This window comes from Bradyrhizobium sp. USDA 4501, assembly GCF_054062115.1.
Genome location: NZ_JBSSEX010000001.1, coordinates 4,662,144 through 4,688,563, shown reverse-complemented (window position 1 = coordinate 4,688,563; position 26,420 = coordinate 4,662,144). Strand labels below are relative to the sequence as shown.

25 protein-coding genes and 1 pseudogene are annotated in these 26,420 nt (G+C 66.1%); 14 read left to right on the top strand and 12 right to left on the bottom strand.

Features of this window, described 5'->3' with window-relative positions:
- Positions 1 to 339: 339 nt before the first annotated feature.
- Positions 340 to 2,685, bottom strand: coding sequence for a mechanosensitive ion channel family protein (locus ACVWZM_RS21450; RefSeq protein WP_456854612.1), 2,346 nt, complete (start codon positions 2,683 to 2,685; stop codon positions 340 to 342).
- Positions 2,686 to 2,995: 310 nt separating this feature from the next.
- Here ACVWZM_RS21450 and ACVWZM_RS21445 point away from each other — a divergent pair, with 310 nt between their 5' ends.
- On the top strand, positions 2,996 to 4,726 hold the full coding sequence (locus ACVWZM_RS21445; RefSeq protein WP_456782828.1) for an ATP-dependent Clp protease adaptor ClpS: 1,731 nt from the start codon (positions 2,996 to 2,998) through the stop codon (positions 4,724 to 4,726).
- A gap of 7 nt (positions 4,727 to 4,733) precedes the next feature.
- On the opposite strand, the gene ACVWZM_RS21440 is transcribed toward ACVWZM_RS21445, so the two are convergent.
- On the bottom strand, positions 4,734 to 6,824 hold the full coding sequence (locus tag ACVWZM_RS21440; protein WP_456856725.1) for a tetratricopeptide repeat protein: 2,091 nt from the start codon (positions 6,822 to 6,824) through the stop codon (positions 4,734 to 4,736).
- Positions 6,825 to 7,149: 325 nt separating this feature from the next.
- Between ACVWZM_RS21440 and ACVWZM_RS21435 the strand changes: the two genes are divergently transcribed.
- Positions 7,150 to 7,614 carry an Rrf2 family transcriptional regulator gene (locus tag ACVWZM_RS21435; RefSeq protein WP_456854610.1) on the top strand — a complete coding sequence of 155 codons (465 nt, stop codon included), beginning with the start codon at positions 7,150 to 7,152 and terminating at the stop codon, positions 7,612 to 7,614.
- Complete coding sequence (locus ACVWZM_RS21430) at positions 7,601 to 8,419, top strand: class I SAM-dependent methyltransferase (RefSeq protein WP_456854608.1); 819 nt, start codon at positions 7,601 to 7,603, stop codon at positions 8,417 to 8,419. The genes ACVWZM_RS21435 and ACVWZM_RS21430 overlap by 14 nt, the downstream gene beginning before the upstream one ends.
- Positions 8,420 to 8,459: 40 nt before the next feature.
- On the opposite strand, the gene ACVWZM_RS21425 is transcribed toward ACVWZM_RS21430, so the two are convergent.
- The 9 genes from ACVWZM_RS21425 to ACVWZM_RS21385 all read right to left on the bottom strand — a co-directional run bounded on the left by ACVWZM_RS21425 (position 8,460) and on the right by ACVWZM_RS21385 (position 14,778).
- Positions 8,460 to 8,627 (bottom strand): hypothetical protein, encoded by a 168-nt coding sequence (locus ACVWZM_RS21425; RefSeq protein WP_168857300.1) that lies wholly within the window; start codon positions 8,625 to 8,627, stop codon positions 8,460 to 8,462.
- A 48-nt stretch (positions 8,628 to 8,675) separates the two neighbouring features.
- Complete coding sequence (gene mscL / locus ACVWZM_RS21420) at positions 8,676 to 9,095, bottom strand: large conductance mechanosensitive channel protein MscL (protein ID WP_076834941.1); 420 nt, start codon at positions 9,093 to 9,095, stop codon at positions 8,676 to 8,678.
- Between the two features lie 78 nt (positions 9,096 to 9,173).
- Complete coding sequence (locus tag ACVWZM_RS21415; protein ID WP_229192794.1) at positions 9,174 to 9,458, bottom strand: hypothetical protein; 285 nt, start codon at positions 9,456 to 9,458, stop codon at positions 9,174 to 9,176.
- A gap of 77 nt (positions 9,459 to 9,535) precedes the next feature.
- Positions 9,536 to 9,940 (bottom strand): DUF3597 domain-containing protein, encoded by a 405-nt coding sequence (locus ACVWZM_RS21410; RefSeq protein ID WP_456854606.1) that lies wholly within the window; start codon positions 9,938 to 9,940, stop codon positions 9,536 to 9,538.
- A gap of 282 nt (positions 9,941 to 10,222) precedes the next feature.
- A complete protein-coding gene (locus tag ACVWZM_RS21405) occupies positions 10,223 to 10,723 on the bottom strand; it encodes a Rab family GTPase (RefSeq protein ID WP_168857302.1) in 501 nt (166 codons plus the stop codon).
- Entirely contained in the window at positions 10,723 to 12,474 is a 1,752-nt protein-coding gene (locus tag ACVWZM_RS21400) for an OmpA family protein (RefSeq protein WP_456854604.1), read from the bottom strand. Before ACVWZM_RS21400 ends, ACVWZM_RS21405 begins: the two co-directional genes overlap by 1 nt.
- Position 12,475: 1 nt before the next feature.
- Positions 12,476 to 12,862 carry a hypothetical protein gene (locus tag ACVWZM_RS21395; protein WP_229161741.1) on the bottom strand — a complete coding sequence of 129 codons (387 nt, stop codon included), beginning with the start codon at positions 12,860 to 12,862 and terminating at the stop codon, positions 12,476 to 12,478.
- 139 nt (positions 12,863 to 13,001) lie between these two features.
- Positions 13,002 to 13,658 (bottom strand): response regulator transcription factor, encoded by a 657-nt coding sequence (locus ACVWZM_RS21390; RefSeq protein ID WP_456854602.1) that lies wholly within the window; start codon positions 13,656 to 13,658, stop codon positions 13,002 to 13,004.
- 49 nt (positions 13,659 to 13,707) lie between these two features.
- Positions 13,708 to 14,778: a sensor histidine kinase gene (locus tag ACVWZM_RS21385; RefSeq protein ID WP_456854600.1), complete on the bottom strand. Its 1,071-nt coding sequence runs from the start codon at positions 14,776 to 14,778 to the stop codon at positions 13,708 to 13,710.
- Between the two features lie 248 nt (positions 14,779 to 15,026).
- On the opposite strand from ACVWZM_RS21385, the gene ACVWZM_RS21380 reads away from it, so the two are divergent.
- The 5 genes from ACVWZM_RS21380 (at position 15,027) to ACVWZM_RS21360 (ending at position 18,236) form a co-directional block, all read left to right on the top strand.
- Complete coding sequence (locus ACVWZM_RS21380) at positions 15,027 to 15,341, top strand: hypothetical protein (RefSeq protein ID WP_456854598.1); 315 nt, start codon at positions 15,027 to 15,029, stop codon at positions 15,339 to 15,341.
- Between the two features lie 229 nt (positions 15,342 to 15,570).
- On the top strand, positions 15,571 to 16,017 hold the full coding sequence (locus ACVWZM_RS21375; protein ID WP_456854596.1) for a MarR family winged helix-turn-helix transcriptional regulator: 447 nt from the start codon (positions 15,571 to 15,573) through the stop codon (positions 16,015 to 16,017).
- Positions 16,018 to 16,058: 41 nt separating this feature from the next.
- Positions 16,059 to 16,661, top strand: a complete 603-nt coding sequence (locus ACVWZM_RS21370; RefSeq protein ID WP_456854594.1) for an isochorismatase family protein — start codon at positions 16,059 to 16,061, stop codon at positions 16,659 to 16,661.
- The gene (locus tag ACVWZM_RS21365) at positions 16,648 to 16,977 is read left to right on the top strand and encodes a hypothetical protein (RefSeq protein WP_057018940.1); all 330 of its coding nucleotides are present in this window, start codon (positions 16,648 to 16,650) and stop codon (positions 16,975 to 16,977) included. Before ACVWZM_RS21370 ends, ACVWZM_RS21365 begins: the two co-directional genes overlap by 14 nt.
- The gene (locus ACVWZM_RS21360; RefSeq protein WP_225647156.1) at positions 16,974 to 18,236 is read left to right on the top strand and encodes an MFS transporter; all 1,263 of its coding nucleotides are present in this window, start codon (positions 16,974 to 16,976) and stop codon (positions 18,234 to 18,236) included. The genes ACVWZM_RS21365 and ACVWZM_RS21360 overlap by 4 nt, the downstream gene beginning before the upstream one ends.
- Before the next feature lie 68 nt (positions 18,237 to 18,304).
- On the opposite strand, the gene ACVWZM_RS21355 is transcribed toward ACVWZM_RS21360, so the two are convergent.
- Positions 18,305 to 18,481, bottom strand: a complete 177-nt coding sequence (locus ACVWZM_RS21355; RefSeq protein WP_309249307.1) for an MJ0042-type zinc finger domain-containing protein — start codon at positions 18,479 to 18,481, stop codon at positions 18,305 to 18,307.
- Between the two features lie 391 nt (positions 18,482 to 18,872).
- Between ACVWZM_RS21355 and ACVWZM_RS21350 the strand changes: the two genes are divergently transcribed.
- From ACVWZM_RS21350 to ACVWZM_RS21325, 6 genes and pseudogenes are all read left to right on the top strand, one after another.
- Positions 18,873 to 19,580: a TetR/AcrR family transcriptional regulator gene (locus ACVWZM_RS21350; RefSeq protein WP_076834932.1), complete on the top strand. Its 708-nt coding sequence runs from the start codon at positions 18,873 to 18,875 to the stop codon at positions 19,578 to 19,580.
- A gap of 20 nt (positions 19,581 to 19,600) precedes the next feature.
- The gene (locus ACVWZM_RS21345; RefSeq protein ID WP_253588656.1) at positions 19,601 to 20,572 is read left to right on the top strand and encodes an ABC transporter permease; all 972 of its coding nucleotides are present in this window, start codon (positions 19,601 to 19,603) and stop codon (positions 20,570 to 20,572) included.
- 42 nt (positions 20,573 to 20,614) lie between these two features.
- Entirely contained in the window at positions 20,615 to 21,631 is a 1,017-nt protein-coding gene (locus tag ACVWZM_RS21340; protein ID WP_057018945.1) for a sugar ABC transporter substrate-binding protein, read from the top strand.
- A 76-nt stretch (positions 21,632 to 21,707) separates the two neighbouring features.
- Entirely contained in the window at positions 21,708 to 23,831 is a 2,124-nt protein-coding gene (locus tag ACVWZM_RS21335) for an ABC transporter permease (protein ID WP_456854592.1), read from the top strand.
- Entirely contained in the window at positions 23,828 to 24,925 is a 1,098-nt protein-coding gene (locus ACVWZM_RS21330; RefSeq protein WP_456854590.1) for a hypothetical protein, read from the top strand. Before ACVWZM_RS21335 ends, ACVWZM_RS21330 begins: the two co-directional genes overlap by 4 nt.
- Positions 24,922 to 26,419, top strand: a pseudogene (locus tag ACVWZM_RS21325) (sugar ABC transporter ATP-binding protein). The gene ACVWZM_RS21330 and the pseudogene ACVWZM_RS21325 overlap by 4 nt, the downstream one beginning before the upstream one ends.
- Position 26,420: the final 1 nt, after the last annotated feature.

The following is a 26,420-nucleotide window of genomic DNA, read 5'->3' as shown; positions in this document are numbered from 1 at the left end:
CGCGTTGGGTTCAGTCGTGCAATGCGTCTTGCCGCGCATTGCATGACGATCAGCAAGCGCTGTGCCAGCGGAGGAAGTCGCAGGGAATGGGTGAGAACGGCCGGATTTCGGCCGGCTGCGCGCCGGTCAGCGGGCTTGGCAAGGCTGGCGGCGTCTCACCGTCGCGAGACGCGTCGCAATCGTGAGACGCGCCGGCAAGCATTCCCGCTGGTTGGCTCGGGCTGCCTTCGCACACACGGAAGCAGATACTCTCGCGGAGACTCCCCCTCACCCGAATTCGAGCTTCGCTCGAATTCGACCTCTCCCCGCAAGCGGGGCGAGGTGAAGCGGAGCGCCGGATCAGCCCGCCGCGCGGCGCGGCTGGGCGTTGGTATCGGGCTCGGAGGGTGGAGGAAGCTGCATCAGGATGGTCTGGCCCATCGAGGCGATCTCGATGCCCTCCTCCTGGAAGCGCCGTTTCATGCGGCGGTTGAACTCGCGTTGCACCGCCCAGCGTCCGCTATCGGTGCAGCGGATCTGGCCGACGATGGTCACGACCGAGCCGTCGACCTTGTCGACGCCCCACAATTCGAGGTCGCCTCGGATGAATGCGCGATACGCTGTCTCCTGGCGCATTTGGGCGACGATGTCCTTCAGCACCTCGCCGGCGCGGTCGGTGTCCTCCTTGTAGGACACGTTGACGCTGACCGCGGCATTGCCGGCGCCGCGGCTGGAATTGGTGATCGTCGTCACCGCGCTGAACGGCACGACGTGCACCGAACCGTCGCCGGCGCGCAGCCGCATGGTGCGGATCGAGACGTTCTCGACCACGCCCGAGAGGCCCGACACCGTGACGTTGTCGCCGACCTGCACGGTGTTCTCGATCAAGAGGAACAGCCCGGTAATGAGGTCCTGCACCAGCTTCTGCGAGCCGAAGCCGATCGCGATGCCGACGATGCCGGCGCCGGCGAGCAGCGGCGCGACATTGACGCCGATCTCGCTGAGCGCCGTGAGGCCGACCACCGCGACGATCATGCAGAACAGCGCGGTGCGCAGCATCGGCTGGAAGGTGCGCAGGCGCGCGGCGCGGGCGTAATGCCCGTCGCGCGACAGGGTGTCGATCTGCCGGTCCATCAGCGCATTGGCGACTTCCCAGATCACGGCCGCGGCCAGCGCGGCAATGCCGATCGTCACCAGCGCCGAGATCAGGCGGCTTCCGATCTGGCCGCCATAGAACCAGACGATGGCATCGACGCCCCAGACCTCGAGCAGCGCGACGAAGCCAATGAAGGCGATCACTGCCGTGACCACCTTGCGCAGCAGCGGCAGATAGCGGTTGGCGCGGGTCTCGAGCCCCGGGAAGCGCTGGATCAGCTCCGGGCTGATGCGAAAGCCGCGATCGATCAGGCTCAGCACCACCATGGTGACGAGGCGGGTGACCAGCAGCACCGCGACGGTGCCGACGAAATACTGCAGCAGCAGCGAGTAGCCGTTGCGGATGTTGAGCGCCCACACTGCCCACAGCGCGAGGTCGAGCGCGATCGCCAGCACATGCCAGAGCGCCGCGAGCCGGTTGCGCGTCCGCGCCGCAAGCCCGGTGCGATCGGCCGGCGCGCGGATGGCGTCGGCGACCTGGCGGCGGCACTGCAGGATGATGACGACGACGAACAGATGCACGACCAGCATCACGAGCCGGATCAGCGCGGCGTAGCCGGCGCGATGCAGCCCGAGCAGCAGCGCGACATTGGCAAAGGCGATGCCCGAGACGCCGACGGCGACGATGCGCCGGGCCCAGATCTCGATATAGGCCGCGGTCTCGGCACGGACGCGGAACAGGCCGAACGGCCCCGCCAGCGCGCGCACCGCGCAAATCAAGACGCGCGAGAACACATAGGCGTTGACGACGGCCAGGATCACGAGCCGCGTGGTCGATTGATCGCCGATCTCGGTGCCGAGCAGCGCGGTGGCGATGCCGCCGAACACGACGACCGGCAGCAATTCGAGCAAAAGGCGCCCAAGCACGAAGGGCAGCCGGACCAGCGACTGCCAGGCCCGCGCCAGGCTGAGCCGGCGCCGCTGCAACTCGGGCGCCGGCGTGACGTCGGCAACCGACGACGGCGGATCGACGCTGGCGAGCGTCTGCACCGGCATGCGCGCGGTCTGCGGCAGCCGCGCTTCCAGGAACGCGACCGGCCGCTTGATCAGGCGGAACACCACCCATTCGGCGGCCAGCGCGCAGCCGAACACCAGCGCCAGCTTCCAGGCGATATCGATCAAGAGGCCATAGGCGACCGGATCGTTGGCGGTACGCACGAACCAGTAGTAGAACGCCGGGAAATGCGTCAGCGTGCGCGCGACGTCGGCGACCTCGCGCGACATCTCGCCGACCTGCTCGGACACCATCAGCAACAGCTGTGCGCCGAGGCTGTCGGCGGTGAGCGGGATCGGCGAATGCTGCTCCGGCGCCGGCTCCGGCTGGGCCGCCGCCTGCGGCGAGGCATTGGCGATGGCGCGCAGCGTGTTGATGATCTCGCCGCGCTTCTTGTCGTCCTGCAGCGTGTCGAGCGCACGTTTCGCCTGCTCGGGCGTCAGCGCGTCGCCGGTAGCGGGTTGCGGCGGCGCCGGCTTGGCGGCCGGCTGCGCCAGCGCGGGAGAGACGAACAAGGTGAAGACGAGAAGCAGCGCAATGCGAAGTTTGTGCGACACGAGGGCCTCATAAAATAACTGCGCGACCGCAAACCCTTGGGAGGAATCTGCTCTCGCGCTCGCGCCATGTCGGATACTCCTTTTCGCCCCGATGGTGTGTCGGAAGTTTGCCGCTGTGACGGCCATCTCTTGGCATTTGCCGCAACACAATCGTCACAGGCGTTGAGCCGCGTTTACACTTCCAGTGCGCGTTCCCGGCCGGCTCACTACACGTCAGGGGTGAGACCGCAGAATCTTTCGCTTGACGCGCAGGAGCCGCCGTGATGTTCTTACTTTGTTCTTTTGTTCCCAATTGCGTTTCGGGGGTTTCATGCACGACGTTTTTGCCGAGAACGGTCCGGTCAGGCTCTTCATCCATGATGACGACGAGACACCGATAGAATTCATGCGCAACCTGCTGCGCACGGTATTCGGCAAGTCCCGGAAAGAGGCTGTTGCCGTCACCGCGCGAATCGAGGCCCAGAACGGATTCGCATGCGGCCCCTATCCCGCGACGGTGGCCAAGGCACTGCTGGAGTCCGCCCAACAGCTGATCCGCAACAACGGGCATCCATTGCTGATCACCGCATCGGCCGCCGACGCGGCCCGGCCGTGCGATCTCTGTGGCGCGCTGGAGCCCGTCACCGACGTGTTTCTCATCCGCCGGACAGTCTGCCTGTGCGGCAACTGCCTGATCGCCGCGCGGGCAAGCTCGGAAAATCTACCGAGCGAGGAGTTCAGATATGCCTTCATGGCGCTCGATTGGCATTTTGCCGGGACGCCGCGCAATCAGATCATGACCCGGTCGCGACAATTTCCCGGTCACATGCGAGCGGACGTTCAGATCGCGATCGACAGGTTGTTCGATGTGCCGATCCATTTCTTCGGCATTCATGAGCAACACCGCTATGAGACCCTCGCGATTGCCTCGCTGATGGAGAACAGCCGCAACGCGCCGCCGATCGCGCCGCCGCAGTATCACGACGTCGACGTTGGCGAGCCTGAGTCGGTGAAATGCCTGACCAATGGCTTGTGGCTATGCCAAACCGGAGAGCTGCGCTACGCGGTGCTGCTCAGCTACCATCGTGATTATCAGACCGAGCCGGGCTTGCGGATCGAGCTCGCGGTGCCCGCAGGCGTCGCCGGAAACGCCTTGGTGCAGCGGACCTTTGCCGAGCTGGAAGCGGCCGTGTACGCGGCACGATCCTATCGCGGCAAGATCCTGTCGCTCGAGGATGCCGCCGACTATCGCGGCCGCGCCCGCGGCGTGACCGTGCATCGCCTGCCGACGGTCGCGCGCGATGACGTGATCCTGCCGGACCGGACGCTGCGGCTGCTCGACCGCAACGTGCTCGACTTCGTCGAAAGCCGCGATCTGTTGCGCAAGCTCGGGCAGTCGACCCGCAAGGGCATCCTGCTCTACGGCCCGCCCGGCACCGGCAAGACCCACACCATTCGCTATCTCGCCACCAACCTGCCGGATCACACCACGCTGATCATCACCGCCGAGCAGGTCGGCCTGCTCGGCGCCTATATGAGCCTCGCGCGGCTGCTGCAGCCGACCATGGTCGTGATCGAGGATGTCGACCTGATCGCGCGCGACCGCGAGGACATGGGCGGACCGTGCGAGGAATCGCTGCTCAACAAGCTGCTCAACGAGATGGACGGCCTGAAGGAGGACTGCGACATCCTGTTCGTGCTGACCACCAACCGGCCCGAGGAGCTGGAAGGCGCGCTGGCCGGCCGGCCCGGCCGCATCGACCAGGCCATCGAGGTGCCGGTGCCCGACGAGACCGGGCGCGGCAAGCTGATCCGACTGTACGGCAAGGGCCTGCCGCTCGAACCGCCCGTGGTTGACGCAGCGGTGCAGCGCACCGCCGGGGTCAGCGCCGCATTCATCAAGGAGCTGATGCGCCGCATCGCTCAGGCCAGCATCGCCCGCGGGGGAGGCCAGGATGTCACTGCTGACGACATCGACGCAGCGCTGAACGAGATGCTGTTCGACGGCGGCCGGCTCAACGTGAAGCTGCTCGGCGGCGCGCAGGGGATGAGTGCGGGGTGATGGCCGGTCAACGCGCTAAACGTGCCGGCAACAGCAACTCGCGCTCTCCGCCGGCGAGCCGCGCGAGTTCGTCCGACACGCGCGCCAGCGCGCGATCCCAGGCCTGCGGTCTGTCCTGGCGGAACAGCCGCATGGTCGGATACCAGGGCGTGTCGGCGCGATCGCGCAGCCAGCGCCAGTCGAGCGCATAGGGACACAGCATCCAGACCGGGCGGCCGAGCGCGCCGGCGAGATGCGCCACCGAGGTGTCGACGGCGATGACGAGATCGAGCGCGCAGACGGCCGCCGCGGTGTCGGCGAAATCGCCGAGCGTCGGCGCGAGGTCGACGATACCTGCGCCAAGGGCTCGCAGCACCGGAGCATCGTCCGGCCGCGGCTCCTTCTGCAGGCTGTAGAGCTGCACACCCGATGTGACCAGCCGCCGCAGCACGGCGTCCGCCGGCAGCGAGCGCTGGCGGTCACCCTTGTGCCTGGGATTGCCGGCCCAGACCACGCCGACCTTCAGCGCGGTCACGCCGGCGAGCGCATCGCGCCAGCGCGCGAGCTTGCCGGCATCCGCCCGCAGATAGGATATCGCTGCGGGAATGGTCTCGACGGTGGTGCGGAAGATCCGCGGCAGGCTCAGCAGCGGCAGTTGCAGATCGAACGGCGGCAGCGGCTCGCCGCGCGCGAACACCGCGACATCGGGCAGCATCGGCCGCAGCAGCGCGACCAGCCCCGGCTGCACCTGCAGAATGATCCGACCGCCCCTGCCCTCCAGCATCGGCACATAGCGGACGAAATTGATGGCGTCGCCGAGTCCATATTCGGCAAACAGCAGCAGCGTGCGTCCAGCGAGCGGCTCGCCCTGCCATTCCGGCTCGTCGAACACGGGATCGCCGTCGCTGAGCATCCTGGTCTTGCGGCGCCACTGATACTCCTCAAAGCCCTCCTCGAACTCGCCGTTCATCAGGAGGAAATGCGCGTGATTGTAGTGCGCGAGCGGCTGCTCGGGATCGAGTGCAATCGCCCGGCGCGAGGCCATCAGCGCCGCATCGATCTCGCCGGCATTGCGCAGCGCGACCGCGAGGTTGGCGTGACCCTTGGCATAGAGCGGCTCGAGCTCGATGGCGCGCCGATGCGCGGCGACCGCGGCCTCGACCAGGTTCTGCGCCTCGAAGATGATCCCGAGATTGGTGTGCGCGGCGGCGTAGTCCGGCTTCAGCGCCAGCGCGAGCTCGGCGCAGGCGATGGCGTCGTCGAGCTGTCCGAGCTCGAACAGGCAGGCGCCGAGATTGTTGAGGATGACGTGATCGGACGGGTCGCGGGCCGAGACCTGGCGATAGATGCGGACGGCCTCCGCGCGCTCGCCCGCTTCGTGCAGCACCATCGCCAGCAGGCGCTGCGGCGCGATGTTGTCGGGATCGAGTGCAATCGCGCGGCGGTAGTGCAGGATTGCGTCCTCCAGCAAGCCCTGGCGATAGAGCGCCGCGCCAAGGCCGCAATGCAGTCCGGCATTGTCGGGATCCGTGGCAAGTCCGCGGCGATAGGCCGTGGCGGCCGCTTCGTGCCTTTTCTGATCGCTCAGCACATTGCCGAGGTTGAGCCAAACGCCGCGGTAGACCGGATCGCGCGCGATCACCTCGCGATAGGCCTGCTCCGCCTCGACCGGCCGCTGCTGCCCGGCCAGCGCGACGGCGAGGTTGAACCGCGCCCGCGTCAGGCCGCCATCGAGTGCGATCGCGCGGCGGAACGCGGTCTCGGCCTCATCGAAGCGCGACAGATCGCACAATGCGACGCCGAGCTTGATGTGCAGGCCGGCATCCTGCGGCCGCAGCGTCACGCCGCGCTCGAACGCCGCCACCGCGCCTTCGTGCTCGCCCTTCACGGCGAGCGCATCGCCGAGCGTGGCGAAGGCCGGTGCATGATCCGGATCGAGGTTGAACACCCGGTTGAGCAATACCGCGCCTTCCGCGGCACGATCGGTCACGAAGGCGATGACGGCGGACAGATGCAGCGCCGGAACATGGTCGGGATCGGCGGTGAGGATGTCGCCGCACAGCGTGCCGGCCTCCGCCGCGCGGCCCGCGCCATAATGCGCCACCGCATCCCGCAACATCCGATCGACCGCCACGCTGCCCACGATACCGCCCCTGCCAACGACCCCGATGCGGATTAAACGGGCGACGCCGCGAAATCCGGCACGCGAATCTCGGTTGAACAATCAAAGCCCAGGTGCAGGTCCTTGATCTCTTCTCCTTCCCCCTGAAAGGGGGAAGGTCGGGATGGGGGTCAGCCGCAGACGACGCTGCAAGTGGAGCGAGCTGATCCCCACCCGCTTTGCTCTGACGAGCAAAGCGACCTCCCCTTTTCAAGGGGAGGTAGGAGGGCGACAGACCATCGCCCCCTTGACGGCCGCCGCTTCATGTAACATATGAAGTTACATGATACGTGATAGCCGCCTGTCGAGCGTCCTGCATGGCCTGCTCCACATGATCGGGGCCGGCGAGCCGGTGACGTCGGAGCAACTTGCGCAGGCGATGGCCACCAACCCTGTGGTGGTGCGCCGCGTGATGGCGGGGCTGCGCGAGCAGGGTCTGGTGCATTCGGAGAAGGGCCATGGCGGCGGCTGGACGCTGGCGCGCGATCCCTCCGACATCACGCTTGCCGACATCTATCGCGCGGTGGGCGCGCCCACGATCGTCGCGATGGGCCATCGCTCGGAAAATCCCGGCTGCCTGGTCGAACAGGCCGTCAACGACGCGCTCGGAGACACGTTTCGCGAGGTCGAGGCGCTGTTCCTGAAGCGGCTCGGCGCGGTGACGCTCGATGCGCTCGCGAAAGATTTCAATCGCCGGCTCGCCAAACACAAACAAAATCTCGAGGACCAGATTCATGCAGTCAAGTGAGCAGGCGAAACCTCTGCCGTACAACGATCCCGCGCACTGGGACAAAATGGTCGCCGCCTATGAGGCGCAGTCGCAGCCGTTCACGACGCTGTTCGCCGACGCCGCGGTCGCAACGCTTCCGATCGACCCGTCATCCAGGGTGATCGACGTCGCCACCGGCACGGGCGCCGCGGCGCTGGCCGCCGCCCGCACCGGAGCCGAGGTCACCGCGATCGATTTCTCCGCCGGCATGGTGGCGCGGGTCCGCGCGCATGGTGTGGCGAATATCGAGGCGCGGCAAATGGACGGCCAGGCGCTCGATCTGCCGAATGCCGCGTTCGACGCGGCTGTGTCGGTATTCGGCGTGATGCTGTTTCCGGACTGGCGCGCCGGCCTCAGCGAGATGGCGCGGGTGACGCGACCGGGCGGATCGGCGGCGATTGCGGTCTGGAAGAGCGCCGATGGCGCCGCCGTGCATCTCCTGCTCTCGCAGATCATCCGGCGGCTCTATCCCGACAATGTCACGCCGATGCCGTGCACGGGCCTCGCCGAGCTCGCCGACCCCGACCGCCTCGCCGCTGCGCTCATCGCCGCCGGCTTCTCCGATCCGGCGATTGCCGAGATCACCCACGACTTCAAGCTCAATGTCGCCAATCCCGCCGACGTCGACAAATTGTTCGAGTTCATGCCGCATTGGAGCGGGCTCGATGCCGACCAGAGCGCCGCAGTCGCGCGCGCCTTCCGCGCCGAGATCCAGCGCAGGCGGGTCGGCGACAGCTTCGCGATTCCGTCGACCGCGCTGATCGCGACGGCCCGGCGGGCTTGACCGAAACAGCCGCGATCCGGTCGTGCGAGGTCATGGCCGCCTAGCGCTTGTCGTCGTCCGGCTTTTCTTCATCGCTCGGCGGCTGCAGCCCGGGACTGTTGGCCCAGCGGTCGAGTTCCTCGATCACCCGCCGATGGCTCGGCCGCAGCGGCTCTGCACCACCGGGCTCTTGCGATAATTTTCGGGGCAGCTTGACCTGATCTGGCATGGCTAGGCTCCAGAGCTGGGGCTGTACGCGCGATACGAGGCGCGATCGCTACGCGCGCGACTTGAGGAGATCGCGAATCTCGGTGAGCAGCTCCTGATCCTTGGTCGGCTTCGGCGGTTCGGCCGGCGCCGCGGGCGCTTCGCGCTTGAGCTGGTTCATGAGGCGGACCACGATGAACAGCACGAAGGCGACGATCAGGAAGTTGAGCGTCAGCGTCAGGAAGTTGCCCCAGGCCAGCACCGCGCCCTGCTTCTTGGCATCGGCCAGGTTGGTCGCCGTCACCGACTTCGACAGCGCCGTGAAATAGTTGGAGAAGTCGAGCCCGCCGCTGATCGCGCCGATGATCGGCATGATGACATCGGCCACCATCGACGAGACGATCGCGCCGAACGCCGCGCCGATGATCACGCCGACGGCGAGATCGACGACGTTGCCCTTCATGGCGAATTCCCTGAATTCCTTCAGCATCTGATCTCCTGTTTTCCAAATGAATGCGGTGGCACGGCCCGGCGACTGGATCGCCGGCCGCTCCAAGGGGACGAAAGACTATTTGCGATCGGCCGGCTTCGCGGGCGCCGCGACCGGCTGCGCAGGCGCGGCCTGCTCCCATGGCGCCGGCAGGATGACCCGCGCCGGCGGCGGGTTCTGCGCGGCGCGCTGCACATTCGCATTTTCCGGCCGCGGCTCGTCGCGGGCGTTATCCGCGCGGGCGGTGGCGACATCGATGCCGAGCGCCAGCGCGACGGATCCGAGTGCCGCGCCGACCAATACGGCGGACCGCACCACACCAGCGCGCGGCCTGTTCAGGATGGCAGGATGAGATGAGGTCATCGCAACTGCTCCTCACGCAATACACATCGTTCGGAACCGCGCGGGCGCGAGCGCCGCGCGCGGCTGGAGGCGGGACGTCAGGTCTTGATGTCGTCCGGCAGCTTGCCGCCATTGGCGGCGAGCTTCGCCATCACCTGCTGATGCAGCCAGACATTCATGGTGGCGGTGTTGCTGGTGTCGCCGGTGTAGTGCAGCTCCTTCGCGAGTTCCTTGCGCGCCGCGAGGCTGCTGTCGAGGCCGAGCGCCTTCATCAGGTCGACGATCGAGCTGCGCCAGTCGAGCTTCTCGCCGGTCGCCGCGGCCGCCTTGTCGACGATCGCGGCGACGTCGACGGTTTGTGCCGCCGCCGTGCCGGGCGCAGCGGATGCAGACGTCGACGTCGATGGCGCTGCGCCGGGCGCGGCCGCCGTTGTGCTCTCAGCGGTTTTGGCCTGGGCGCCGTGGCCGAAGATTGCACCCATGATGCTTCCAAAAATGCTCATGATCTCTCGCTCCGTGCGCCCGAGACACCGTTCGTCCCGTGGCTGTTTCCAGTGACGGGGCGGACGATAGGCAGGCCATTGGCCGAGCGGAAGATGACCATCGTCACTATCGGAGTGTGGGACGGCGTGGTGCTGTCGGCGGAGAAAGCGTGCGGCTTTCTGCGGCCGCGCGAGAGCCTTTCATCGTACGCCCCACGTGCGATGAAGTCAGCCGCCCCGGCCCGATTCGCCAGCCCCGAGAAGTCGGGGCGGCTGACACAGACGTGTGCGCGTTGTCGCTAGCTAGAGCTGGCGGCGGCGGATGGTCTGGGCGAGTTCGACAAAGCTCTCGGCGATGCCGACGCCGGTCTTGGCGCTGACCGATTTGACGCTCGACTTCGCAAGCCCGGCAATCGCGCCCGCGCTGCCCGCGGCTTCCGGCAGATCGATCTTGTTCAGCAGCGCCCGGTAGGGCCGGCCGGGGAAGCGCTCCTCGAAGCCGCGGACCAGTTCCACCATGCGGGTCACCGTCTGCGGCCGCGTGACGTCGGACACGATGATGGCGGCGGACGCGCCGGTGACGTAGACGGTGTCGAAGATCTGCGTGCCGAAATCGCCGTCGGTGTCCCACAGCACGAGGCGCGTCGGATCGCTGCCATCCGCCGGCGCCACGTCGTGGCTCAGGATCTCGACGCCCAGCGTCGATTTGTACTGGCCCTCGAACCGGTTGTAGATCAGCCGATAGAGGATCGACGTCTTGCCGACCCCCATGTCGCCGAGCAGCATGACTTTCGCGGTGAGCATCAGCGGGCCACTTCGCCTCGATAGACCGTCTCGAACGCCACGCGGCGGTTGCCGCCGACGGTGGCGTCGACCCGGTCGGTGATCGGCATCGTCGCCGCGCGCGAAACCAAAATCAGCCGCGACGGATCGATCCCCAGCGCGGTCAGCCTGCGCTGGACCTGCTCTGCCCGCTTGCGCGCCAGCGTCCGGTTGGTGCCTTCCGTGCCGCTCTGATCGGCATAGCCGACGATGCGCAGCCTGAGATCGTTGTTCGCCATTAGTCCAGCGAGCTCGCGCAGCTGCTGCTCGGCCTGGTCGTTGTCGAGGACTTCGTCTGAATTGTTCGCGAAGAAGATCGCGGTGCTGGCGATGAAGCGGTCGAGCCGCGCCGCCGGGCCATCGGCGACGGATTGCAGCTTCGAATATTGCTCGGCCAATTTGGCGTACTGCTCGCCGAGCTTGTCATATTGCTCGGTCAGGGCGGCATATTTCTGGTCGGCCGACTTCGCCTGCGCACCGATCGCCTCGCGCATCTGGTCGAGGCTCGCCTGCAGCCGCGTCAGGCTCTGCTGCAGGCCCGCGATGCCGGCCTGCGATGCCGCGACTTGCTCCGGTGCGGACACCAGACCGATGTGGTTGACGATCTTGTACGGCGCCGCGGCCGCGGCGAGCGCATCGATCAAGGGCGCGGTCTCCAGCTGGCTCGGCTCGATGCCTAAAACGGCCACGCTTCGGCGGCCGTGATCGAAGTCGAGCCGCAGCGGGAACGAGGCCAGCAACGGCTGCTTTGCGGCGAGCTGTTCCAGCGCCGCCTGGGTCCGCCGCTCCAACAGGCCGCGCGTCACCGATGTCGCGGCAAGCCAGAGCAGCAGCGCGGCCAATGCCGCGAGCAAGGCGAAAAGGATCACCTTGCCGCGCCGGCTCGCGATCCGCCGTGGCGTATCGTCGGTCTCGATCGCGGCAGCCAGCGACGCCAGCATCGGCCCGTCGCAATCCGCGCCGCGGTCGATGCGCTCGATCGCATCGAAGAACAACGAGTTGATCCTGGCGTTGTCGGCGGGCCGCAGCGGTCCCAGGCACTCCGCCGCCAGGATGAAGCGGGGCGAGGCGCGCAGCGCGAGCTGCCGTCCGCCGAAATCGAGCGTCTGCAGATTGCCTTCGCCGGCCAGCGCCTGCACGGAGAATTCCAGAATCGCCGCGACCATCGCGCTGAGCAGGTCGGCGCGTTCGTCGGCGGTCGCATCGCGCTTCCAGTCCGCGATCAGGCGGCCATTGCCGCGTTCGATGATCAGGAGCCGGTTGATCTGCGGCGGCTGATCGGCGAGCACGAATTCGCTGATCGGGCGTCCCGTCACCAGCGATTTGACGCGGCCGACCCACAATTGCGCCGAGGTCAACGCATTGATGCGCTGCTCGAGCGAGGCAACCAGCTCCCTGAACGAATTCGCCACCGCGGCGCTGACCAGCCGGCCGACGATCGGATAGAGCGCCTCGATCATCTGCTCGCGCGAGTTCTTGATCTCGCTGCGGATCGCCGAGACCACGACCGGCGCAATCGCGCTGGCGAGCTCGCGCGGCCGGTTGACCTCGGCGCGCTCCAGCGCCTCGACCAGGATGCCCGCGGTTGCCGTCTCCAGGCGGTCGGCGTTGCCGACATAGCGCTGCAGCGAGTCGAGGTCGGCCTCCAGCGACGTCAGGCGCGTCGCCTCGGGCTGAAACAGCAATGTCTTGAGCTGCTCGATCTCGCGGTTCTGGCCGGCAGCAGCTGCCATGCTATTTGCCCGTGCGGCCGGATCCCAATCCGCTGATGACCGAGCCGAGCTGGGTGATCGCCGCGCCGACATCCTTCAGCGAGTCGAGCCGCTTCTGCTCGGTATCCCGCTCGAGGTCGGAGAGCCGCGCAGAAAGCGCGGTGAGCTCGTTAGTGAAGTCCGCCTGCATCTGCTTGAGCGATGCCTGCATCTCCTCGCGCAGACCCGAGAGGTTGGTCTCGAGCGAACGTTGCGCGCCGCCGAACAGCAGGTCGCGAACCTGATCGATCGCCGCCATGCCATGCGCCGCCGGATCCACGCCGTTGCCGGCCGCCGCAGCGTCCGCCGGTCCGTCCGTACCTTTGGTCTGGCGCTCGATACCCTTCATGGTCATTTCCCGCTTACTCATAGCCGCGCAATCCGGACCTGCGGTGTCAAAAAGCAAATCCGAAACAAACCTATAGCCAATTTTGCGGGCGCGGCCCAGAGAAAGGCGAGCAATCTCAGCCGGATCAACCGCGTGGTTGTGCGATCGCGGCCAATTATTTCTAGTAAGTTATTGCCTTTATTGCGAGTTCTGTACGGTTCTTGACCTGGCATTTCTCCAGAATCGTGCTGACATAGTTCTTCACGGTTCCTTCGGCCAAATGCAGCTGCTCGCCGATCTCGGTGTTGCTCTTGCCCTCGACGATCAGCGTAAGAATTTCATTCTCCCGCGCCGTCAGCCCGTCGCGAACCGGCAGCTTCGCCGAGACGCGCGGGCCGCGCAGCCGCTTGAACTCGTCGAGGATGCGCGCGGCGACGCCGGGCGAAAGCCCGGACTGACCGTTGATGACCGCGCGGATCGTCGAGGCGATCTCCACCATCCTGGCGTCCTTCAAGAGATACGCCTTGGCGCCTGCGCTCACCGCCTCGAAGATCAGGTCGTTGGTCTCGAACGTCGTCAGCACCACGATATGGGTCTGAGGCAATTCGCGGAGAATCCGCTGGGTCGCGGCGATGCCGTCGACCCGCGGCATCTGCAGGTCCATCAGGATGACATCCGGCCGATAGCGCCGCGCGAATTCGATGGCCTGCTCGCCGTCGGCCGCGCCGGGCAGGATCTCGAAATCGTCGTTCTGCTGGGCGAGCAGCGTCGCGATACCTTCCCTGATCAGCGTCTGATCCTCGGCGATCAGCACCCGTATCTTCTCAATTCTGCTCACGGGCTTTCCGTCATCCTCTCGAAAACGCGTTGCATGCGCGGCAACGAATTCAATCGGCCAGCACGCCGGCAGACGCCGCCGGCGGCACCGCCACGGGGAGCGAGATCCGGACCAGCGTTCCCTGCCCGGGCGCGCTCTCCACCGCGCAGCTGCCGCCGACAAGTTCAGCAAATTCGGCCATGCCAATCAATCCGAAATGTCCTGGCGTCGGGACCGCGAGATCGAAGCCGCGACCGTCATCGCGGATCTCGACAATCAGCTTGCGGCCGACCGCGGCCGGTTCGTCGAAGGCGTGAAAGAAGACGCGGCGCGCCCGCGCATGCGTCTGAACATTGCGCAGTGCCTCGCTGAGGATGCGCTGAACCGTCAGGCCGCAATCGCGCAGGCCGGAGCGCGCCGCTTCGTCGATCTGGATCGACACCCTGACACCGCTGCGCGCGGCGAAGTCGCTGAGCAGCCCCTCGACATCGGGATCAAGCTTCAGGTCGTCGGGCGTGCGCAGGCGGTCGATGGCTTCGCGGGCGCGGTTCAGGCCGCTCGCGGCCGCATCTTCAGCAGTCGCGAGGCTGTCCGCCACACGGGCGGGATCGGCCGACAAATAATGCCGGATCAGCCGGATCTGGGTCAGCAGCGCCACGATCGAGTGCACCAGCGTATCGTGCAGATCGCGAGCCAGCCGCAGCCGCGTCCGCGCCAGCGAGGCAAAGCGCACCTCCGCGCTCGCCGCCTCGAGCTGCTGCTCCATCAGGCGCCGGGCGCGACGCTCGCTGCCGAGCAGCGTTTCGACCTGACGGCCGGCAAAATCCGGCATGGCGATGACGAAGTAATGCGACTGCGCGCCGTTCCACAGCACGACCGCCGTCATCGGTTGCGTGACGTCAGGCGACGCGCCACGCACACCGGCCAGCGCGATCATGTCCCGCTGGCCTCCGGCAAGCGCCGCCAACTCGGCTTCCATGCCGACCAGCAACACACACTCGCAGCAATCGACGCCGGTTGCCGGAAGCCACTCGACCAGCCGGCCGATCTTCCGCTGCATGCTTCGATCGGCGCCGATGACGGCGAGACCGATGACGTCGGCTTCTGCGGCCGCAAGCAAATCCGCGCTCAGATCGATCATGCGTTGCCCATCAGCTCAGCGAGCAGCCCACTCTGGCGTAAGCCGGCAGCGGTCGCAAACGAATATGACTTTCGTCACAACCGGTCCTGACCTTCGTCAGATGCCGCCGCTGCTCGAAATGCGGTTCTCTCTCACGAATGAGCAACAGCGCAAGCCATGATGTGCCACATGCCGGCGTCCATGGCGATGCCGGCCGGGCGCCGGGCCTCGCGAAAGGTCGCGCCAGTCGGCCGGAATGTGAGCTGACAATGAAGGGCGCACCACGGAAACCGTCGGGCATCGAGCTGCGCATGCTGGCGGAAGCAAGCAAACCCGCGCGGCGCCGTCGCCTGAGCGCGACCCAGAAGGAGGCGTTGCAGGAAGCGCTCGCCGGCCGCCTGCAACTCTATCCGCGCGGATATGCCGCGAGCAAGACCGGACCATTCCACTCCCGACGCGCCATTCTCGGACTGGTGCGCGCCGGCCTGATGAGCCTCAGCGCGACGGCGCGCTATGCGGCCGTGACCAGGCGCGCGCGCGAGATGTACGAGGCCGCGGCAAGCAGCGCCCCTGCGCCCGAGTAAGCGCGCGCCATTACGCTGAGGCGCTCAAAACCCTCACCGTCCATTTCATTTCTTCGCTGAGACCTGGCCGGCGTCACGCACGCGCGGGCGCTGTCGCGTGCCGCGCCGATTCCGGCCGCGAGCAGCGTCAGACCAGCCGGTTGGCTGCAGCAGGACACGTATGCAGATAAACTGCGAAGATAATCTTTACAGTTTACCTTCATATATGCTATCCGATCCGGCATGAGCAATGGACCGGCCCGCCCCCGGCTCGGCGCGCACATCCGCGCTGGCCGAAGATCTTCGCCTGTTGATTGGAAGGCTGAAGCGGCGGCTTCGCGAGCAGGGTCAACGCGAGGACCTCCCGCCTTCCCAGGTCGCGGTGCTGCTTCGCCTCGAAAAGGATGGCCCCGCGACCGTGTCCAGCCTGGCGCGATCGGAGGGTATGCGTCCGCAATCGATGAGCTCGGCGATATCGGCGCTCGAGGCTGCGGGCCTGGTCCGCGGCGCGCCGGATCCGGACGACGGCCGGCAGACCATCATGTCGCTCACCGATAGCTGCCGCGAGCGGCTTCGCACCGGCCGCGCCGCACGGCAGGACTGGCTGTCGCGCACCATCGCCGCGCGGCTGTCGGCGCGGGAGCAGGACGAACTCGCCGCCGCCGTCGGCTTGCTGAAGCGGCTGGTCGAGGATTGAGGCGGGCTGCGGCGCGTCAGCTTGCGAGAAAGGTAACGACCATGGCCCTGACCACGCTCGATCCGATCACCGCATTGATCGTCATCGATCTACAAAGCGGCCTCATGGGCTGGCCCTTCGCCCATCCGATCGGCGACGTCGCGGCTCGCGCCGCCGCGCTTGGCGCTGCGTTCCGACGGCACGGTCTACCGGTTGCGCTGGTCAATGTCGACGGCAGCTCGCCGGGACGAACCGAGCAGGCGCCGCGCCAAGGAAATCCAATTGGAAATCCATTTGGCGGCCCGCTTCCCGACGGATGGACCGATCTCATTCCGGAGCTCGACCGACAGCCCGGCGACATCGTTGTGACCAAGCGAACGCGAGGCGCATTTGCCAGCACCGACCTCGAAAGCCTGCTGAGAGCGCGTGGCGTCACGCAAGTCGTGATCGCCGGCGTCGCCACCGCGGGCGGCGTCGAATCGACGGCGAGACAGGCCTATGAGGCGGGCTTCAACGTCACGCTCGCAATCGACGCCATGACCGATGCGCGGTCGCACGCACATGAATACAGCATCGAGCACGTGTTCCCGCGGCTTGGCGAAACCGGCTCGACGCAGGCGATCATCGATCTCGTTGAAAGGACCAACGCGCATGAACTGGCTTGATCTCGTCGCCTATTTCTTCGGCGGCGTCTTTCTCACCAATGCGATCCCCCACGTCGTCGCCGGCATGATGGGCGAAGCGTTCCAGAGCCCGTTCGCCAAGCCGCCCGGCGAAGGCCTGTCCTCGTCGACCGTCAACATCGTGTGGGGCTTCTTCAACCTCGCGGTCGGATATCTTCTGGTCTGCCGCGTCGGCGACTTTGGCTTGCGAACCACCAGCGACGTTGCAGCGCTCGGGCTCGGCGGTCTTCTGATCGGCCTGTTCCTGGCGCGGCGGTTCGGGCGGTTTCACGGCGGGAATGAACCTCAGGGAACATGAGACGCGTATTTCGATCGCTCGCGAGCTTCAACTACCGGGTCTGGGCGGCCGGCGCGCTGGTATCCAACATCGGCACCTGGATGCAGCGCGCGGCGCAGGACTGGCTGGTTCTCACCCAGCTGACAAATCACAGCGCGTCCGCCGTCGGCATCGTGATGGCGCTGCAATTCGGGCCACAACTATTATTGATGCCGTGGACCGGCTTTGCCGCCGATCACTTCAACCAGCGCAAACTGCTGATGGCGACCCAGGCGACGATGGGCGCGCTCGCACTCATCCTCGGCATTCTCACCGTCACCGGGCTGGTGCAGCTCTGGCACGTCTACACCTTCGCGTTCCTGTTCGGCTGCGCGGCGGCGCTCGATGCCCCGGTGCGACAGACCTTCGTCGCCGAACTGGTCAGCGATACCAATCTGTCGAATGCGATCGCGCTGAACTCGACCTCGTTCAACGCCGCCCGCATGATCGGCCCGGCCGTCGCCGGCCTGATTATCGCCTCCGTCGGCACCGGCTGGGCGTTCCTGTTCAACGGCGCATCGTTCCTGGCGGTGCTGACCTCGCTGACCCTGCTGCGCACCTCAGAGCTGCGCCCGAACGCGCGCGCCCATCGCACCAAGGGCAGCGTGATGCAGGGCTTCCACTATGTCTGGTCGCGGCCCGATCTCAGGGCGACGCTGATCATGCTGTTTCTGATCGGGACCTTCGGACTGAACTTTCCGATCTTCATTTCCACCATGGCGGTTGGCGTGTTCCACACCGATGCGCGCGGCTTCGGCCTGCTGTCGTCGATAATGGCGCTCGGAACGATGTCGGGCGCGCTGCTGGCAGCGAGCCGCGAGGAGCCGCGCTTCGGCTCGCTGATGCTGGGTGCCGCGATCTTCGGGCTGGGCTGCACGCTCGCCGCATTGGCGCCGAGCTACTGGCTGTTTGCCGCGGCGCTGGTCGTGATCGGCGTCGCCGCGCTGACCGTCACCAACACCTCGAACGCGCTGATGCAGCTCTCGACCGAGCCGGCGATGCGCGGACGGGTGATGGCGCTGCGGCTCGGCGTTGCGCTCGGCGGCACGCCGATCGGCGCGCCGATCGTCGGCTGGGTCGCCGATCACCTCGGCCCGCGCTGGGCCCTCGGCGTCGGCGCCGCCGCCGGCTTTGCCGCAGCGATCGTGGCGATCGGCATGCTGTCCCGATCGGGCGGCGAAGCCGAGCGCCGCAGCCAGGAGGCGCGAAGGAGCGAGGTCAACCTGCCGCAGCAGCGTTGAGCATGGCGCCACCGACCGGCGCTGTTACCCTGTGTTTGAGCACGTGTCCTTCACGCGAACCGAAAACGCTAGTAGGCGTAGGACGTCTTGCCCGGCTGCACGGTCAGCCGAAAGGCGACGTCGGTCGAACCATCCATCAGCTCGATGATGTGTTCGCACACCAGGCAGCGAAACTCACCCGCGGCGCCGCCTTTCGACGTCAGTTCGATCCGGCGATAGCCGGCCTGGCAATGGGGGCACGTCACGTCAGATTTTCGCATCGAATCAGCAAGCCGTTGCGCTCTTGAGCTTCCCACACGCCCATCATCGGAATGTGACGCCCGTCTAACCGGCGTGCTCGTCGACCAGACTACCTGGAATTTGTGCTGTGCTTTCAGCGCGCAAAGTTCCCGACGATGGCCGGAACGACGACGCGCCCAAGCCGGGCAACACGGCTGCGGACCAAAAACGAGCGAGCGCTCTCTCAGAAAATTTCATCATCCCCCTTTTCCGGGCGCCATTTCGTGGGCTAGGAATTACGCAAGGGCGTAAAGCCCCAGCCCGGACCAGCAACAAAATGAAATGGTCCGGGAGCATAGCCAGGGAGGCAACGTGGGTCTCGCGCGTCAGCGACCGGGGACGGCGAATGCGTTCGCGATGGACGTGCTTTGCGCACGGATCCTCGAACGTCATCGGGATTCCATCCGGGTCCAGAAAACTCATCTCGCCGTTCCGAATCTCACGCGCATCATCGGCGCCACGCTTACGCTTTCCAACAAGCACGGCTTTCACGCCACCACGCTGCGCCAGCTCGCGGAAGCCTCGGGCCTCAGCATGGGCGGCCTTTATACGTATTTCGACAGCAAGCCGACGCTGCTGTCGATGATCCTCGGCGAGGTCGCCGAGACGGTGGCGGAGGTCCTCAACTCGCCGCCCGCCGACGTGAAGCAGGATGCGCGCAAGCATCTGCACTGGATCATCGCGACCCATGTCCGGATGAGCGAGGCGATGCAGCCCTGGTTCGTGTTCTGCTTCATGGAAGCGAAGTCGTTTCCGCCGGCGGAGCGGCAGCGCGCCATCGAGATGGAGGTGATGACCGAGAAGATCATCGCCGGCGTCCTCAAGCAGGGCGTCGCCAGCGGCGTCTTCACGATCGATCAGGTCACGCTGACGGCATCGCTGATCAAGCCGCTGCTGCAGGACTGGTACGTCAAGCGCGCCAAGTACCGCAGACGTGGCACCTCGATCGAGGCCTACATCAACACCGTCGGCGCATTCGTCGACGCTGCGGTCGCAGCCAGGACGCGGCCCGGCCGTGTCGCGACCGGCTCCCGCACCAGATCCAGGCAGACGGCGCACCTATAGACGCAAGGAAGGACGAGGCAATGAAGCGATTGCGGTTCAATCAACAGGAGATCGTCTTCGCCGTCTTTGCCGTGCTGTTCCTGGCGTTCTCGATCTTCCTGCGCGGCTTCCTGACGCCGGAGAACATGCTGACGCTGCTGCAGAACGTCGCGGTGCTCGGCATCCTCGGGCTTGCGATGGCGATCGTCGTGATCGGGCGCGGCATCGACATCTCGCTGATCGCAGCGCTCGCGGTGCCGCCGGGGCTTGTGCTGCAGATGGTGCAGAACGGCCACTCGCTGCCGACCGCGCTGGTGACGGCCGTGCTGCTCACGATCGCGTTCGGCCTGGTCAATGGCTGGCTGATCGCCTATGCCGAGGTCCCTTCGCTGTTTGCGACGCTGGCGACCGGCCTGCTGCTCGCCGGCCTCGGGCAGGCCGCGCTGTTTCAGCTCGACGTCGTGCAGTGGAGCGACGGCATGAAGGGCTTCGAGCGGCTCGGACAAGGCACCATCCTCGGCATTCCCACCTCGATCGTGATGTTCGCGATCGCCTGCGTCGTGGTCGCGTTCCTGCTGCGCCAGACGCGCTGGGGCGCCTATATCTACGCGATCGGCGATAATCCCTACGCCGCCCGCGTCACCGGCATCCCCTCGCGCCCGATCATCGTGCTGCAATACGTCGTCGCGGCGCTGATCGGCTGCTTCGCGGGCCTCGTGATGGCGGCATCGGTCAACTCGATGCCGACCCGCATCTTCAATTCGACCCTGATCTACGACGTCATCCTCGTCGTCGTGCTCGGCGGCATCGGCCTGTCGGGCGGCCGCGGCGGCGTGCTCAACGTCATCATCGGCACGCTGCTGATCGGCACCATGCTGAACGGCATGACCATCATGGACATTTCCTACGCCGGACAAAATCTCGTCAAGGGTGTCGTCCTGCTGCTCGCCGTCATCACGGATTCATTCCTGAATCCGCGCAACGAAGAAACGGCACAGCAGGGCGACATCTGAACCAAGCCACAAGAACATTCAATCACGACCAAGGAGGAAGCAATGAAATACGCTGTCAGCACTGCAAAGGTGATCGCCGCGGCGCTTGGGCTTGCCGCCATCGCCGCCCCGGCTCTGGCCCAGCAGGGCCTGGACGAGCCGTTCCAGAAGCCGTTCAGGGAAGCCCTCGCCGGCAAGACGGTGGCCTACGTTCCGGTCGCCATGAACTTCGACCTCACCGAAGGCTGGTACGCCGGCATGAAGAAGGAGCTCGAGCCCTTCGGCGTGAAGTTCGAGATCCGCGATCCCAACTGGAACACCAATGCCGGCGCGCAGGCAGTGACCTCGCTGATCTCGGAGAAGCCCGCCGTGATGGTGATCCACAATCCGGACGTGCAGACCTACGCCAAGTTGCTGCAGCGCGCCGAGAACGAAGGCATCTACGTCATCCAGATCAACATGGGATCGGCCTATCGCTCGTCGGCCTTTGTCGGCGCCAACTGGATCGAGATCGGCGAGCGCGACACCGAAGCCGTGGTGAAGGCCTGCCAGGGCAAGTCGAACAAGATCGCCATCGTGCAGGGCGCGCTCTCGGCGGCCGCCAGCGCCTACACGCTCAAGGGCGTCGAGAACGTGCTTGCCAAGCATCCGGAGATCAAGGTGGTCTCGAGCCAGGCGGCCGACTGGGATGCCGCGAAGGCCAAGGCGATCACCCAGACGGTGCTGAAGCAGAATCCTGATCTTTGCGGCATCGTCGGCTTCTGGGACGGCATGGACATCGGCACCGCCGCTGCGGTGAAGGAAGCCGGCCTGACCGGCAAGGTGTTCGTCGCGACCTCTGGCGGCGGCGAGCGCAAGGGCGCCTGCGAACTGGTGAAGTCCGGCGCGTTCGATCTCAACATGAGCTACGACGTGCCCACCCAGGCCGCGCAGATGGCCGGCACGATCAAATGGCTGCTGTCGTCGGGCGCCAAGGCCGGCTCGATCAAGGGGTCGGAATACACGACGCTGATTCCGATCACCAAAGAGAACGCGGACAGCCAGACCGCGTGCTGGAATCTCAGTGACCTGAAAAAATAGTCGAACCATTCCCGCTCGACGTCCCGGGCGATCTCACCCGGGACGTCGATTTTCCCAAATCGAACGCCTTGCTGGAATGCCGATGCGCGACACCCTGACGAGCCTGCGTTACCGCTACTGGCCGGATCATCTCCTCGGGGAGATCCTGTCCAAGCGTTGGACCGAGACCGCAATACCGGTGATCCTGCTTTTGATCGTCGGCTTCGCGCTCAGCCGTTCCATCGATCACTTCCTGTCGCCGTCGAGCCTTGCCGACACCGCGCGGCAGGCCGGCGAGATCGGCTTCATCGGCCTCGGCATGGCGCTGGTCGTCATCGTCGGCGGCATCGATCTGTCGGTCGGCTCGATCTTCGCGCTGACGGATTTCTGCGCGCTCTATCTGCTCGACGTGCTGAACTGGCCGGTGCCTGCGGTCGTGGTCGCCACCCTCGCCTGCGGCGCGCTGCTCGGCGCCGTCAATGGCGTCCTGATCGGCTACTTAAGGCTGCGCGCCTTCATCACAACGCTGATCACCCTGATCATCTACCGCTCGGCGTTCGATCTGTTGATCCAACGCTACTCCAATTCGATCGCCGCGGCCTTCCCCGACATCCCGTCCTGGAATTTCATCGGCGGTGGCGACGTGTTCGGCATTCCGAGCGTCGCAATCGTCTACATCGCGATCGCCATCTTCGGCCATATCTTCATGACCCGGCTGCGCCCGGGCTGGCACATCACCGCGATCGGCGGCTCGCGCCGTTCCGCCTACAATTCCGGCATTCCGGTCCGCCGCACCATCGCGCTCTGCTATGTCGCAAGCGGCGTGCTGACCAGCATCGCCGCGCTGTTCTTCGCGGCCCGGCTCGGCACCGTCGGCGGCGATATCGGCGTCGGCCTCGAGGTGATCGTGCTGACCGCGACCGTGCTCGGCGGCATCACGCTCGGCGGCGGCAAGGGCTCGGTCGCAAAATCGCTGGTCGGCGTGCTGATCGTGCTCTTGGTCACCAACGGCCTGACCACGCTCAATGCGCGCGGCGGCATCAACCGCATGGCGCTGGCGGGCATCCTGCTGGTTGCGGCGATGGTCGACATCCGCTGGCAGAAGAACCGCACCCGCATCATCAGCAAGGTCTATGTCGCGCCGACCTATCATGCGCTGCCGCCGCCGCCGGCCACCGAGATCGGCCAGGGCGGCCCGTTCGAGCAGAACGACAAGCTGCGCGACGTCGAACTGATCGGCCTCGGCCGCATCGAGGCGCCGGAGGACGTAATCCTCGATCGCAACAACAATCTCTACGCCGGCTCGCGCCATGGCGACATCATCCGCTTCCATGCGCCCGATTATCAGCGCATGGAGGTGTTCGCCCATATCGGCGGTCAGCCGCTCGGCATGGCGTTCGACCGGCAGGACAATCTCTATGTCTGCATCGGCGGCATGGGCCTTTACCGCATCACGCCCGACGGCACCGTGGAGAAGGCGACCGACGAGACCAACCGCAGCATGCATTCGGTGAACGACGACAGCCGGCTGCGGCTGGCCGACGACCTCGACATCACCGACGACGGCCTGATCTTCTTCTCGGAAGCGACCGTCCGCTATGAGATGGACGAATGGCCGATCGACGGCCTCGAGGCGCGCGGCAACGGCCGCATCATTTGCTACGACACCAAGACCGGCGCCACGCATACGGCGCTGCGCGGCCTCAAATTCCCCAACGGCATCTGCGTCGCCAGCGACGGCCAGTCGATCCTGTTCGCCGAGACCTTCGGCTGCTCGATCAAGCGGCTGTGGTTTGCGGGGCCGAAGAAGGGCCAGGTCGAGGTAGTGATGGACAATCTGCCGGGCTATCCCGACAACATCAATCTCGCCTCCGACGGCAATTACTGGCTGGCGCTGGTCGGCATGCGCAGCCCCTCGCTCGACCTTGCCTGGAAGATGCCGGGCTTCCGCCGCCGCATGGCCAAGCGCGTCCCGGTCGACGAATGGCTGTTCCCGAACATCAACACCGGCTGCGTGGTCAAGTTCAACGAGCAGGGCAAGATCCTCGAATCGTTCTGGGACCTGCACGGCGAGAACCATCCGATGATCACCTCGATGCGCGAGCATCGCGGCTATCTCTATCTCGGCGGCATCATGAACAACCGGATCGGCCGCTACAAGCTGGAGAACGCGGACCCGAACTTCGTGCAGTATGACAAGCGCTGGGGGAAGCTGTCGTGATCGCGGCCGTCAGGGAATTCGCCAACCGCTTTCTCGGCCGTGGCGAGGCCACCATCACCGTGCCGTCGTTCGACGGCGCGCTCAAGCCGAATCAAAAGCTGGAGACGGCGACGACCTTGCTGGAATGCGAGGCGCTAGAGGATCTCGCAACCGACGGCCGCAACCTCTATGTCGCCGACGGCCGGCGCCTGCTGCGCCTCGACGGCGGCGGCGCGGCCGAGCTGCGCAGCTTCGAGCAGCCGATTTCGGCGCTCTGCGCGCTCACCGGCGGCGGCATCGCGGTCGCGCTCGGCGGCCGCGAGGTGCGGCTCTACGCCGATCCCTCGTCGGGCGAGCCGAGCGTGACGTTCAGCGACGCCGTCTTCAACTCGATCAACGCGCTGACGCAGGCCGGCGACGGGACCCTGATCGCAACCGACGGCTCGGTGACCTGCGGCATCGATGATTGGGCGCGCGACCTGATGGAGCTCAACCGGAGCGGCCGCGTGTTCCGGCTCGACCCCAAGACCAAATCGGCGCAGCCGCTGGCCTCGAAGCTCGGCTACGCCTTCGGCGCCTGCGCACGCGGCGACGGCGTGCTGGTCAGCGAGAGCTGGCGGCATCGCCTCGTCCTCGTCTCGAACGGACGGCCGCTGCAGGTCGTGCTCGGTCACCTGCCCGTCTATCCGTCGCGGCTGTCGAAGGCCGCGGGCGGCGGCTATTGGCTCACCGCATTCACCGCACGCACCCAGCTGATCGAGTTCGTGCTGCGCGAGCCGGCCTACCGGCGCCGCATGATGGCCGAGATCGACCCAGCCTATTGGGTGGCGCCGCGGCTGCGCTCGGGCTTCTCGTTCAAGGAGCCGATGCAGGGCGCCCACATCAAGACGATGGGCGTCATCAAGCCGTGGGCGCCGCCGCGCTCCTATGGCCTCGTCATCCGGCTGAGCGAGGACGGCAAGCCAAAGTATTCGCTGCACAGCCGGGTCGACGGCGTCAATCACGGCGTCGTCGCCGCGCTCGAGCTGGGCGGCGATCTTGTGCTGATCGCCAAGGGACCGGGCCGCGTGCTGAAACTGCCCCTCGCCGGGCTCGCCGAGGAGACAGGCTCATGAGCGACACCGTGTTGTCCCTGCGCAAGGCCACCAAGCTCTACGCCGGCGTGCCCGCCATCGAGGGCGTCGACTTTGATCTGCGCCGCGGCGAGATTCACGCGCTGGTCGGCGAGAACGGCGCCGGCAAGTCGACGCTGACCAAGGTGATGGCCGGCGTCGTGACCTTGACGTCCGGCGGCATGAGTGTCGATGGCACGGAGGTCGCGCCGCGCACGCCGCTCGAGGCGCGCAATCTCGGCATCGCCATGGTGTTCCAGGAGAACAGCCTGGTGCCGACCATGACGGTCGCGCAAAACCTGTTTCTCGGGCAGGAGAAATTCTACAACCGGCTGCGCGGCATCTACATCGCCGCCCAGCAATTCCTGCAATCGCTGAATTTCGACGTGACGCCGACCGCCACCGTGAGCGGGCTCGGCGCCGCCAAGAAGCAGATGGTGGAGATCGCGCGTGCGGTTCTGCACAAGGCCAAGGTCATCATCTTCGACGAGCCGACCGCGTCGCTGACGCCGGAAGAGAAGAAATACTTCTTCGACCTGGTCCGTGACCTCAAGAAGCGCGGCGTCTCGATCATCTTCATCTCGCACGCGCTGGAAGAGGCGCTACTGCTCGCCGACCGCATCACCGTGCTGCGCGACGGCAAGCATGTCATCACCGACGACACCGGCGAAATTCGATCGCGCGGCGATCGTGCAGGCGATGGTCGGCCGCGATCTCTCCAACACGCTGTATGGCGCGCGGAAGACCAGCGTCCGGCCGGCCGGTGCGCGCGTGCTCGCGGTGCAGAACCTCAAGATGGCGCCGATGGTGAAGAACAATTCGCTGTCGGTGTTTGCCGGGCAGATCACCGGCGTGTTCGGCCTGGTCGGCGCGGGCCGCACCGAGACCTTCAAGATCGTCTCCGGCGTGTTGAAGCGTGACTTCTTCCACGGCGGCGAGATCCTGCTGCACGACAAGCCGGTGCGCTACCGGGTTCCGGCGCCGGCGGTCAGGGCCGGCATCGCCTATGTGACCGAGGATCGCAAGGTCGAGGGCTTCTTCGAAACCGCCTCGATCGCCCGCAACATCTATCTCGGCCTGCTTTCCAAGTTTCCCGGGGGCCGCATGATGTTGTCGCGGCGCGAGACCAATTCGGTCGGCAAGACCTGGACCCAGCGCCTCAAGGTTCGCGCCATCGGCGACGAGGCCAAGGTGGTCGAGCTGTCAGGCGGCAACCAGCAGAAGGTGGTGATCGCCAAATCGCTGGTGCAGGAGCCCGAGCTGATCATCTTCGACGAACCGACCCGTGGTGTCGACGTCGGCGCCATCGTCGAGATCCACGAGCTGATCAACCAGCTCGCCGACGAAGGCAAGGCGGTGGTGGTGATCTCGTCCTATCTGCCCGAGATCATGGCGCTGTCCGACCGCATCCTGGTCTCGCGTCAGGGCAAGGTGGTCGAGGAATTCTCCGCGCTCGAAGCCACCGAGGAGAAGATCATGTACGCGGCGATTCATTGAC

Excerpts from the sequence above, each read along its gene's own strand:
- ACVWZM_RS21445 (WP_456782828.1), top strand. The coding sequence starts at position 2,996 with ATGCACGACGTTTTTGCCGAGAACGGTCCGGTCAGGCTCTTCATCCAT.
- ACVWZM_RS21440 (WP_456856725.1), bottom strand. The coding sequence starts at position 6,824 with ATGTTGCGGGATGCGGTGGCGCATTATGGCGCGGGCCGCGCGGCGGAG.
- ACVWZM_RS21435 (WP_456854610.1), top strand. The coding sequence starts at position 7,150 with ATGATACGTGATAGCCGCCTGTCGAGCGTCCTGCATGGCCTGCTCCAC.
- ACVWZM_RS21430 (WP_456854608.1), top strand. The coding sequence starts at position 7,601 with ATGCAGTCAAGTGAGCAGGCGAAACCTCTGCCGTACAACGATCCCGCG.
- ACVWZM_RS21425 (WP_168857300.1), bottom strand. The coding sequence starts at position 8,627 with ATGCCAGATCAGGTCAAGCTGCCCCGAAAATTATCGCAAGAGCCCGGT.
- mscL (WP_076834941.1), bottom strand. The coding sequence starts at position 9,095 with ATGCTGAAGGAATTCAGGGAATTCGCCATGAAGGGCAACGTCGTCGAT.
- ACVWZM_RS21415 (WP_229192794.1), bottom strand. The coding sequence starts at position 9,458 with ATGACCTCATCTCATCCTGCCATCCTGAACAGGCCGCGCGCTGGTGTG.
- ACVWZM_RS21410 (WP_456854606.1), bottom strand. The coding sequence starts at position 9,940 with ATGAGCATTTTTGGAAGCATCATGGGTGCAATCTTCGGCCACGGCGCC.
- ACVWZM_RS21405 (WP_168857302.1), bottom strand. The coding sequence starts at position 10,723 with ATGCTCACCGCGAAAGTCATGCTGCTCGGCGACATGGGGGTCGGCAAG.
- ACVWZM_RS21400 (WP_456854604.1), bottom strand. The coding sequence starts at position 12,474 with ATGGCAGCTGCTGCCGGCCAGAACCGCGAGATCGAGCAGCTCAAGACA.
- ACVWZM_RS21395 (WP_229161741.1), bottom strand. The coding sequence starts at position 12,862 with ATGAGTAAGCGGGAAATGACCATGAAGGGTATCGAGCGCCAGACCAAA.
- ACVWZM_RS21385 (WP_456854600.1), bottom strand. The coding sequence starts at position 14,778 with ATGATCGATCTGAGCGCGGATTTGCTTGCGGCCGCAGAAGCCGACGTC.
- ACVWZM_RS21380 (WP_456854598.1), top strand. The coding sequence starts at position 15,027 with ATGAAGGGCGCACCACGGAAACCGTCGGGCATCGAGCTGCGCATGCTG.
- ACVWZM_RS21375 (WP_456854596.1), top strand. The coding sequence starts at position 15,571 with ATGGACCGGCCCGCCCCCGGCTCGGCGCGCACATCCGCGCTGGCCGAA.
- ACVWZM_RS21370 (WP_456854594.1), top strand. The coding sequence starts at position 16,059 with ATGGCCCTGACCACGCTCGATCCGATCACCGCATTGATCGTCATCGAT.
- ACVWZM_RS21365 (WP_057018940.1), top strand. The coding sequence starts at position 16,648 with ATGAACTGGCTTGATCTCGTCGCCTATTTCTTCGGCGGCGTCTTTCTC.
- ACVWZM_RS21360 (WP_225647156.1), top strand. The coding sequence starts at position 16,974 with ATGAGACGCGTATTTCGATCGCTCGCGAGCTTCAACTACCGGGTCTGG.
- ACVWZM_RS21350 (WP_076834932.1), top strand. The coding sequence starts at position 18,873 with ATGGACGTGCTTTGCGCACGGATCCTCGAACGTCATCGGGATTCCATC.
- ACVWZM_RS21345 (WP_253588656.1), top strand. The coding sequence starts at position 19,601 with ATGAAGCGATTGCGGTTCAATCAACAGGAGATCGTCTTCGCCGTCTTT.
- ACVWZM_RS21340 (WP_057018945.1), top strand. The coding sequence starts at position 20,615 with ATGAAATACGCTGTCAGCACTGCAAAGGTGATCGCCGCGGCGCTTGGG.
- ACVWZM_RS21335 (WP_456854592.1), top strand. The coding sequence starts at position 21,708 with ATGCCGATGCGCGACACCCTGACGAGCCTGCGTTACCGCTACTGGCCG.